We start from the raw sequence: 10,021 nt of genomic DNA, 5'->3' as shown, positions 1-10,021 counted from the left end.
AGATGTGTATAAGAGACAGCCCCCGCCCAAGCCCAAACCGGAGCCCAGCGCGAAGGTCAAGGCCATTGTGGCCGAGGTGAAGCGCCGGACCGAGACCCCCTGCTGGAAGCTCACCCTCCAACCGGAGGGGCCCTGCGGGCTCTTGGACAGCAAGGTGGGCGGCCTGCCCTACTGGGACCCGGCCCTGCCCTACCCCACCGACTCCCAGGGCAACAAAATGACCCTCCTGGCCCAGCTGAATTTCGCCCAGCTGGGGACGGAGGCCCCTCTGCCTGCCCAGGGGCTGCTGCAGTTTTTCATCGGACAGGATGACGTGTTCGGGATCGATTTTGACCAGCCGGACAGCCAGAAGGATTTTCGGGTGGTCTATCACCCGGAGCCCGACCCGGCCCTTACCCTGGAACAGATCCAGGCCCTGGACCTCCCCACCCATGTGGAGGCGGACTGCTGCACGCCAGTGTTTCAGGAGGCCGTGTTTACCGCGGAAAAGACGGTGGGATACATGGGACCGGGGGACTGCCGCTTTGAGGCCATGTTCCGGGAGGCGGTCCGGGCCGTCACCGGGGAGGACATCGGGGACAAAAATGAGTACCAATATTTCGACAAGGCGGACCGCGATTATTTCTATGACCAGCTGAGCACCGCCGGACACCGGCTGCTGGGCTATCCCTTTTTCACCCAGTACGACCCCCGGGAGCCGGAGGGCCCCTACGACACCCTGCTGTTCCAGCTGGACTCGGATATGGCGGAGGACCGGAAGGACCTGGTCCTCTGGGGGGACTGCGGCGTGGGGAACTTCTTCATCAACCGGGAGGACCTGCTGCGCCGGGACTTCAGCCGGATTTTGTACAACTGGGACTGCAGTTAAATCAACGAAAAACAAGAGGTGACGCCCAATGGCACATACCCTGAACGACTATATCAGCCTTCTGGAGCGGGAGGGCCTGCTGGCCGCCCCCCTCCCCGGGGACCTGGACCGGGAGCAGCCCATCGCCCTGGTGTCCTGCGACTCCCGCACGGTGGTGCCCGGCACCCTCTTTGTGTGCAAGGGGGCCCACTTCAAGGCGGAGTTTCTGGACATGGCCCAGAGTCGGGGGGCGGTGGCCTACGCAAGCGAAAAGCGCTGGCCGGACTCCCCCCTGCCCTGCATCCTCCTTGCCGACCTGCGCCGAGCCATGGCCCTTATGGCCGATTTGTGCTATGACCACCCCTCGGGCAAGCTGAAGGTAATCGGTTTCACCGGCACCAAGGGCAAGTCCTCGGCCACCTACTACCTGAAGTCGGTGCTGGACGTGTACCGCTCCCGACAGGGCAAGGGGGAGACGGGGGTGATCTCCTCCATCGACACCTACGACGGGGCGGAGCGGTTTGAGTCCCACCTAACTACCCCGGAGCCCCTGGACCTCCAGCGGCACCTGGCCCACGCGGCACAGGCGGGGCTGGAGTACCTGACCATGGAGGTGTCCAGCCAGGCGCTGAAGTACCACCGCTCCCTGTGTACCGAATTTGCCGCCGCCTGTTTTCTCAACATCGGCTACGACCACATCTCCCCCATCGAGCACCCGGACTTTCAGGACTACTTCGCCTCCAAGCTGAAAATTTTTGACCAGGCCCAGGTGAACTGCGTCAACCTGGACTGCGACCACGCCCCCGAGGTGCTCGCCGCCGCCCAGGCCGCCGGGAAGCCGGTGATCACCTTCTCCCAAAAGAATCCCCAGGCGGATGTGTACGCCAGTTCGGTGCGCAAAGAGGACGGCCAGACCGTGTTCCAGGTGCGCACACTCTCCTATGAGCGGGAGTTCCGGCTGACCATGCCCGGGCTGTTCAACGTGGAGAACGCCCTGGGGGTCATCGCCGTGTGCGAGGCCCTGCACATCCCCGACTGGGCGGTGTACGACGGCCTGGTGCGGGCCCGGGTGCCCGGGCGGATGGAGGTGTTCTCCAACGCCGACGGCAGCGTCCAGGCCATTGTGGACTACGCCCACAACCGCCTGTCCTTCGAGACCCTGTTTCGCTCGGTGCGGGAGGAGTACCCCGGCCGGAATATGGCCATCGTCTTCGGCTGCCCCGGCAAGAAGGCCTTCGACCGCCGCCACGACCTGGGAGAGGCCGCCGGGCAGTGGTGCGACCGGGTCTACCTCACTGAGGAGGACAGCGGCGAGGAGGACACCCTGGCCATCTGCCGGGAGATCGCCCCCAACGTGGAAAAGGAGGGCTGTCCCGTCCAGATCATCCCCAACCGGGGGGAGGCCATCCGCCGGGCGGTGCTGGACAGTTCGGGCCCCTCTATCCTCCTGCTTACCGGCAAGGGTCGGGAGACCCGCCAAAAGCGGGGCATCGAGTATATCGACACCCCCACCGACGTAGAGTATGTACAGGCCTTCCTCCAGGAGTACGACCTGATCCACCGGCTGGACCCCGCCTCCCCCGCCAAGGCCGCTCTGTCCGTCCTGCCCGCCCTGGAGGAGCGCCAGGGGGAGACCTGGGTGGTCTACGCCCCGCCGGAGGGGCTCTCCGCCCTGCTGGACGGGCCCGCCCTGGCCCGGGCGGGGGCCCGGGTAGTGCTGGTGCGCCCCCAGGGGGGCGAGCTGCCCCCCGCCCTGTCCGGCTCCGGAGTGGCCCTGTCCGCCGGAGACGGCGGCCTCCTGAAGCACACGGACACGGGCATCAACGTGCGGCCCAAGGTGCTGGACACCCTGCTGGCCGGGGGCTTTCTGCCCGTCCTCACCGGCAGCGGCGAGGAGGCGGTGGCGGTGGCCCAGGCCATGAAGGCCGACCGCCTGGTCCTCTTTGTGGACGGCGAGCCCTCCCTGGCCCTGGGGGAGGACCGGCAGGTGGAGCTGCTCCACATGAACCTGGTCAAGGCGGACGAGCTGCTGAAAGAGGGGGCCCTGCCCAAGCCCACCGCCGACGCGCTGAAGCTGGCCTGCCGGGGGGCCGAGGGGGGCGTGAAGAAAAACGTCCTCCTGCCCGCCGGAGAGGAGCATGTGCTGCTCCTGGAGGCCCTGGGGCAGCGGGTGATGGGGGTCTCTGTGACGCCGTAATTTTTCTAGTAGTAGAGGGATTTCGCCGCTCTCCTCTTTTTCGCCTTCCCCCTGGGGCGGATGGGGGCGCCCCCTCCAAAAGCCTTCCCCCTCGGGGGGAAGGTGGCTGGCCGCCAGGCCAGACGGATGAGGGGACGATCATAGAGCGGTTTCGTTTCTCGCAGGGAGGTTTCGCCGCCTGCGGGCGGCGAGTGACTTTCCCAGCGATGGGAAAGTCACCAAAGGATCGCCGGGGGACGGCTCAGAATGAGCGCTTCGCGCTCATATTCGCATTCCCTATCCCCTCTGGCCTTCGGCCATCATCCCTACCCCTTTTGGCCTTCGGCCATTTCCCCCTGACAGGGGGAATCGGCCCCTTGACAAGGGGAGTCGGCCCCCGGACCCCCTTTTTACGGGGGCCGCCAATTAGGCGACCTTGGCAGTCAGCGCAAAGGCGCGGGTGGCTCAGCTGACTGGTTGACCTTCTATTACCGCTGCCGCTGAGGGTCCGGTAACCTTTGGGTGTTGCTTCTATCGGTGGAAGGCGCGCCTTTTGAGTGGGTGGGGCTTAAGTTTGGCTCAGGGGACCGGCGGGCGGGTGAGGACACCCGCCCCTACGGCGATCCGAAGGTGCGTTTGATCTTTTGTAGGGCCCGATGCCCCCATCGGGCCGTTCCCGGGCGGCCCAGATGTGCCGCCCCTACGGTTTGAACGAACCGCTCTTATAACCGGGACCGTTCCCCTCATCCGCCTCGCTTCGCTCGGCACCTTCCCCTAAAGGGGAAGGCTTACGGGCGACCCTTGCGGTCGCCCCTACACAAGAAACAAACCGGGAGCGTTGGCTCGGCAGAGTCAGGCGCGGCGGTGGAGCCGCACCAGCCTCAATTTTTGGAATACCAGGCCCCAGTGGGCCGGAAAAAATTGCGGAAAGCCACTCAGATTTTGCGCGCCGGAAATTTTTTGCCCATCCCAAGGGATAACCCCTCGTAATGGGGGGTCTAGGGGACGGGCGGCATGGAGGCGGGAGGCTTTGCCGAACCGCCGATTGCGCCCGCCCCCTAGCGCTTTTTTGGTGACTTTTTGGGCGTCCAAAAAGTCACTCGCCCCGCAGGGCGAAACCCCCGCGATTGACAAGAGCCCCCAGAACCAAAAGGGAGGAATCACGATGGCCATAAAACCCCGTCTCCCCGCTCTCTTACTGACCGCCGTTCTGGCGGCCGCTCTCTGTGCCTGCGCCCCCAAGGAGGAGCCCCCCCAGGTCCCGGAGGAGCCCTCCGTCTCCGTTCTGGCCCCTGAGCCGGAACCGGAGCCCGAACCGGAGCCCCCCTACATCAATCCCCTCACCGGGGAGGGCTGCTGGGAGGACGTGGCCCAGGACCGGCCGGTGGCCGTGATGCTCAACAACCTGAAAAAGGCCCTGCCCCAGCTGGGGGTGTCCCAGGCGGACATCATCTACGAGGCCCCCGCCGAGGGGGGCATCACCCGTATGCTGGCGGTGTTTCAATCGGTGGAGGGGGTGGGAGACATCGGCTCGGTGCGCTCCGCCCGGGACTACTATGTGTCACTGGCCCTGGGCCACGACGCCCTGTTCCTCCACGCGGGCGGGAGCCCCAGCGCCTACCTGGCCATCAAAAACTGGGGAGCGGCCGCCTTTGACTGCGTCAACGGCCCCTACGAGGGCACCCTGTTCTGGCGGGACAAGGAGCGGCGGCGGAATATGGGGCTGGAGCACAGCGTGCTCACCTCCGGGGACACCATCTCGGAGCTGCTGCCTACCTACGGATACCGCATGGAGCACAAGGAGGGCTTCTCCTACCCCGTCCAGTTCCTGGACGAGGGGCAGACCGCCCAGGGGGACCCGGGGACCAAGGTGTCCGTCACCTTCTCTACTTACAAAACCGGGGTGTTCACCTACGACTCAGAGACCGGCATGTACGCCGTGGAGGAGTACGGCAGCCCCTATGTGGACGGCAACACGGACGGGCAGGTCCAGGTGAAAAACGTCCTGGTCCTGCGCACCGACGTGTCCAACGTGCCCGGGGACGAGGCCGGGCGGCTGAAGGTGCGCACCACCGGCACGGGCAGCGGCCTGCTTTTCTGCGACGGCACGGTGCAGGAGATCACCTGGTCCAAGGCCCGGGACAGCGCCCCCATGACCTACCTCACCCCCGACGGCCAGCCGGTCCGGCTGGGGGTGGGCCCCTCCTATGTGAATATCGTCAGCAATTCCGCCCAGGTGACGGTGGAATGAGGGAAAAAATAAGGAAGGCAACCGATAGTTGCGCTTTTGCAAGCCGGTTTTGGTTTACAGGGAGAGAAACATACAATAAACTCCGAGGTGAATCGAATGAAATTATGTGAACGGCTCTCCCAGATGCGGAAAGCGCATTCGTTTACGCAGATGGAATTGGCCGAGGCATTGGGAGTTTCCCGACAGGCGGTATCGAAATGGGAAGTCGGCTCCTCTGTCCTTTCCACCGACAATTTGATTCGGTTGAGTCAACTGTATGGGATCACCCTTGCCGAACTGCTCGGCGATCACAACCCAATAGAAGATCGTGCAAGTAAGGAAACAGAGCGCAGTTTCCCGGCTTCCTCTGAGGTATATGCACCTGTGGCTCACTATGCTGCTTTTTCTGCGCGGAAGCTCTCCGTTTTGATTCTGGTTTTCTTTCTACTTCTTTTTCTTTTTGCAGCGCTGTATTGTTTTGGCCCGCATCAGGCAAGTCTTGAACAGGATCATTCGGTTTCGCTGTATGAAATGGAACAGGATTCTGTTTCAGATCTCGTTCTTGAAGATGGGACAGTATAAATTCAGGAAAAAGGATTTAGGAGGTTACCTTGTTCCAGACACTTTTCACGGATTCTCCAGATTTCAGCTACTTTCTTTTCACCACGATCCCCGGACAAGTTATCCAGGTGATTCCCTTTGTTCTGCTGGTCGGCTTGATTGATTCCCTCATCCGCTTCCTTCGGATCAAGAGAGGAAACATCACCTCCTACAGGATCGGAAATGAGGTCGTGAAAACACTGCTCGTCTGCTATTTTGCCGGACTGTTTGCCCTGGTATGGGTCCCGCCTCGGTTTTGGAGCTATTTGTGGCACATGGCCATTCTGGGGTGGTATGACCCGGGCGCTGGGTCAGGCCCGCTTTTTACCTGGTCGTTTCACTTTGTTCCCTCGCTGTACCAGTGGATAGTCGGAGACTTGACACTAGGGAGTTGGGTTCGCACGATGCTTGGCGGAAATATTCTGATGTTTCTTCCCTTTGGGTTTCTGGTCCCATTTGTTCTCAAACGGAGTACACTGTTTCGAGTCATGAAGCTGGCCCTGCTCACAACCCTGGTCATCGAAATCGTTCAGCCCTTCCTGGGCCGCAGCTTCGACGTGGATGATCTGATCTGCAATCTGCTGGGAGGGTTTCTCGGATACCTGCTGTTTGTCCTTCTCCGGGCGTTTTTCCCGAACTTGGTCAAGTTATGCAGCAGAATCGTGGAATAGCGGAAATCTCCTTCGACGGTCCGCCCGCCCGGCTGGGGGTGGGGCCGTCCTATGTGGACATTGTCAGCAATTCCGTCCAGGTGACGGTAAATTAAGGGGAGATGGTTTTCACCATCTCCCCTTAATTTGTTTAATACTTATCCTCACAGATCATACGAACAGAACCGATGTAACAGCACCGCGTGTCATCCGCTTGAATGAGTCCGTTGCCGGTATAGTAGCCGCCGATGCCTTCCATATCCTGATAAATCAGAGACGGCGTTCCCACATGGTCGATATACTTTGCGTGATCGGATGGCAGGATCGAATTCCACACTAGGCCCGCAAACGTAGCGCAGTTATTTCCCACTTCTATATAGCCGGACTGCATCTGCTTAATGCAGTCCGATATGGTATTTAATTCCGATGCAGTTAAATCCATAAAAATGCTTCGGCCCGTCGCATACCAACCGAGTGCCTGGCTCCGATGGGATTCAATATTGTAAAAGACACCTTTGAAGCCATCTGCAGAATCCGTAAGATTTCCAAATTTCCCCACACTGATCATTTGATTGGGGGCAACCGTTTGCCGGCCGACGGTGATGTCGGAGGAAGAGACATTGAGGAAGGTTAAAAAAGAATGCCCAAAGTCCATACTGATCTGGGGCGAAAGCGACACAATGCCAGGGTCAGAGTAAATGCGCATGACACAAACAATGTCTGAATTGGTTGTCTTTTCCTCGTCAGTTGCCTGATTCGCAGAGGTTTCAGGCACAAGGCCGGCTTCTATTTCGTAAGCAGAAAACACTTCGGGAGATACGCTCTGGGAAGGGACGGCAAAAATGGACGGTATCGCTATGGCAAAACAAAATACGGCGGTAAGAAGGGAGAAAAGGGTTTTCTTGGCCCGTTTGTTCATATCTTGGTTCTCCTTTTCAACTGTTCCTTCCAAAGTGTTTCACCGAGGTGAAACGAGAAAAAGCAAATGAGAATGGGAAAAAATGAGGCGGCCGGATAGTACGGCCCTGCGAAATAATACAAATAAGTCAGCAGATAATGGAATGGGACTTCGATGCCGGATAATACGACCGCAGCGGGGATATTGGAAGAAAACCAAAGTTTGTGAACAAAGCTGATAAAGGTAATACTGAACGGAATCAGGAAAAACCATAGTTTGATTGCACGGATCGGACGGGTTTTCGAACACAAATATCCCATGCCAAAGAAATATGCTAAAAACACGAAAGAGATTAGGCATTGGACCAGTAGATAGACATAAATCCCGCGGGGATTGACCTGAAGCTGAAGTAAATATATCCCGACTCCCAAAAGCGGCGTCACTCCACCACTCAACAATAATGCTGAAATTTTACGGATCATGGTGTTTTGAACGCCTCCTTTAAGCTGTGCTGTTGTATTCTTAACAAAAATTCAGCGTGATGTCAACAGTATTTTCTAGATAAGAGATTATTTGTAAGCTCACCCGACCTTGATTTATCATTGCCGGTCAGAACTTTCCATTCAGCTTCCACGAGGGAAGTGCTTGCCTGCAAAAGCCCTATTTTTAGGAGGGGAAGATGCCGGCTATTGACAAAAATTTCACCGAAACAAAACTTCTCTGCTGTCACATACTGACGAATGGAAACGAACGATGGGCGGGGGTGGAACAGGTGCGGGACAGCGGAGCGCCCTGGGTGAGCTGGGTCTTGTTGGTGGTGTGCTTTATGCTGGCGGTGCCGGCCTCCGTGCCGGAGACGGCCTCCCCCGCCTCCGCCCCAGCCCAGGTGGAGGCGGAGCTGGAGGAGACCGATATGCCGGTGGTGGCCCTCACCTTTGACGACGGGCCGCGCTCCTCCACCACCGGGCGGCTGCTGGACGAGCTGGCCCTGCGGGAGGTGCCCGCCACCTTCTTCCTCCTGGGCCACCGCATCCCGGACAACGAGGATCTGGTGCGGCGGATGGCGGCGGAGGGCCACCAGATCGGGGTGCACACCTACGACCACGTGGAGGTCACCGGCCTGTCACGGGAGGACTTCGACCTGCAGGTGGGCAAGACCCGCAGCCTGCTGCTGGACATCCTGGGCGAGGGGGAGTTCTGGCTCCGGCCCCCCTATGGGATCACAGACGAGGCCGCCCGGCAGTGGGCGGACAGCCCCATCGTCCTGTGGTCGGTGGACCCGGAGGACTGGAAGGACCAGGACGTGGGGCGGATCGTGGCCGGGGTGGTGGAGCACGTCCAGGACGGGGACATCATCCTCATGCACGACCTGTACAGCAGCTCGGTGGACGCGGCGGTGCAGATCGTGGATGCCCTGCTGGGGAAGGGCTACTGCTTTGTCACCGTGGAGGACCTGCTGGCCCGGAACGGGATCGAGGCCCAGGACGGGGTGATTTACCGCTCAGGGCGGAAATAGAGGGCCGCATCCCTTTTGAATCGGAGTGAGACAGCGCCCGGAAGCGTGGCTTCCGGGCGCCGGTGTTTCCCAGGCGCTGGAGGGGCATGCCCCGCCCGGCGGGGGCATATATTGGTGCTGACCAATGCGTATTTTTGGGAGGCGAAATACCATGAAAACATTCCTGATCCGCCGAAGGGCCCTGTCTCTGGCTGCTTGCGCCGCCGCTGTCTGCCTGATGTTTTATGTGATCAACTACCCCGCCGCCGTGGACGCCTCGGCTTCCCAGCGGCAGCTGCCCATCTACTGCGTCCAGCGGGACCAGAAGCTGGCCTCGGTCAGCTTTGACGCGGCCTGGGGCAACGAGGACACCCAGCAGCTCATTGACATCCTGGACCGCTACCAGGTAAAAGCCACCTTCTTCGTGGTGGGGGACTGGGCGGACAAATACCCTGAGTCGGTGAAGGCCCTCCACGACGCGGGGCATGAGGTGATGAACCACTCCAACACCCACGCCCACTATCCCCAGCTGTCGGTGGAGGAGATCGTGGCCGACCTGAACGCCTGCAACGACAAGATCGAGGCCATCACCGGCGTGCGGCCCACCCTGGTCCGCCTCCCCTACGGGGACTACGACGACAACGCCGTCCGGGCGGTGCGGTCCACCGGCATGGAGCCCATCCAGTGGGACGTGGACAGTCTGGACTGGAAGGAGATTCCGGCGGAGGAGATCGTCCAGCGGGTGACGGGCAAGGTGCAGCCCGGGTCCATTGTGCTCTTCCACAACGCGGCGCTTCACACGCCGGAGGCCCTGCCGTCCATTCTGGAGACGCTGATTCAGGAGGGCTATACCCTTGTGCCCATCTCCCAGCTGATTCTGGGCGGGGAGTACAACACCGACTACACCATCGATCACACGGGCCGGCAGTGTCCGGCGTAGCGGAAAAAGAGCCCGCCTCCCCGGATGGGGAGACGGGCTGTGCGCGTCTTGGCGGAAGCGGTCGGAGCGGCTCAGCGCCAGCTCTCGGTTCCGTTGGACTTGGTGTAGTCGTGGGCGTTGGTGGCCTCCATGATCTGGAAGTAGCCCCAGTGGGCCCGGGTCAGGTCGCTGAACTGGACCAGGTC

10 protein-coding genes are annotated in these 10,021 nt (G+C 60.6%); 7 read left to right on the top strand and 3 right to left on the bottom strand.

Annotated elements, in window-relative coordinates; translation table 11 throughout:
* Both H6B31_RS15405 and murE read left to right on the top strand, forming a co-directional pair.
* A partial coding sequence (locus tag H6B31_RS15405) for a YwqG family protein (RefSeq protein WP_204899314.1) occupies positions 1 to 868 on the top strand: 868 nt, incomplete at its 5' end.
* Positions 869 to 896: 28 nt separating this feature from the next.
* The gene (gene murE / locus H6B31_RS15400) at positions 897 to 3,044 is read left to right on the top strand and encodes a UDP-N-acetylmuramyl-tripeptide synthetase (RefSeq protein WP_204899313.1); all 2,148 of its coding nucleotides are present in this window, start codon (positions 897 to 899) and stop codon (positions 3,042 to 3,044) included.
* An 831-nt stretch (positions 3,045 to 3,875) separates the two neighbouring features.
* Here the strand turns inward: murE and H6B31_RS15395 are convergent.
* Positions 3,876 to 4,196 carry a hypothetical protein gene (locus H6B31_RS15395; protein ID WP_204899312.1) on the bottom strand — a complete coding sequence of 107 codons (321 nt, stop codon included), beginning with the start codon at positions 4,194 to 4,196 and terminating at the stop codon, positions 3,876 to 3,878.
* On the opposite strand from H6B31_RS15395, the gene H6B31_RS15390 reads away from it, so the two are divergent.
* From H6B31_RS15390 to H6B31_RS15380, 3 genes are all read left to right on the top strand, one after another.
* Complete coding sequence (locus tag H6B31_RS15390; RefSeq protein WP_204899311.1) at positions 4,189 to 5,274, top strand: DUF3048 domain-containing protein; 1,086 nt, start codon at positions 4,189 to 4,191, stop codon at positions 5,272 to 5,274. The two genes, H6B31_RS15395 and H6B31_RS15390, sit on opposite strands and share 8 nt — an antisense overlap.
* Before the next feature lie 96 nt (positions 5,275 to 5,370).
* On the top strand, positions 5,371 to 5,835 hold the full coding sequence (locus tag H6B31_RS15385; protein ID WP_204899310.1) for a helix-turn-helix domain-containing protein: 465 nt from the start codon (positions 5,371 to 5,373) through the stop codon (positions 5,833 to 5,835).
* A gap of 29 nt (positions 5,836 to 5,864) precedes the next feature.
* Entirely contained in the window at positions 5,865 to 6,524 is a 660-nt protein-coding gene (locus H6B31_RS15380) for a VanZ family protein (RefSeq protein ID WP_204899309.1), read from the top strand.
* A 130-nt stretch (positions 6,525 to 6,654) separates the two neighbouring features.
* Here H6B31_RS15380 and H6B31_RS15375 read toward each other — a convergent pair whose 3' ends face one another.
* Both H6B31_RS15375 and H6B31_RS15370 read right to left on the bottom strand, forming a co-directional pair.
* The gene (locus tag H6B31_RS15375) at positions 6,655 to 7,422 is read right to left on the bottom strand and encodes a hypothetical protein (RefSeq protein ID WP_204899308.1); all 768 of its coding nucleotides are present in this window, start codon (positions 7,420 to 7,422) and stop codon (positions 6,655 to 6,657) included.
* Entirely contained in the window at positions 7,419 to 7,883 is a 465-nt protein-coding gene (locus tag H6B31_RS15370) for a hypothetical protein (RefSeq protein ID WP_204899307.1), read from the bottom strand. Before H6B31_RS15370 ends, H6B31_RS15375 begins: the two co-directional genes overlap by 4 nt.
* 197 nt (positions 7,884 to 8,080) lie before the next feature.
* Between H6B31_RS15370 and H6B31_RS15365 the strand changes: the two genes are divergently transcribed.
* Together H6B31_RS15365 and H6B31_RS15360 are read left to right on the top strand one after the other, a co-directional pair.
* Positions 8,081 to 8,917: a polysaccharide deacetylase family protein gene (locus tag H6B31_RS15365; protein WP_243419096.1), complete on the top strand. Its 837-nt coding sequence runs from the start codon at positions 8,081 to 8,083 to the stop codon at positions 8,915 to 8,917.
* Positions 8,918 to 9,068: 151 nt separating this feature from the next.
* Positions 9,069 to 9,836 (top strand): polysaccharide deacetylase family protein, encoded by a 768-nt coding sequence (locus H6B31_RS15360; RefSeq protein WP_204899306.1) that lies wholly within the window; start codon positions 9,069 to 9,071, stop codon positions 9,834 to 9,836.
* Positions 9,837 to 10,021 lie beyond the last annotated feature (185 nt).

It is taken from the genome of Pseudoflavonifractor capillosus (assembly GCF_016899775.1).
Lineage (GTDB): Bacteria > Bacillota > Clostridia > Oscillospirales > Oscillospiraceae > Lawsonibacter.
This window is presented reverse-complemented; position numbering and strand designations above follow the sequence as displayed.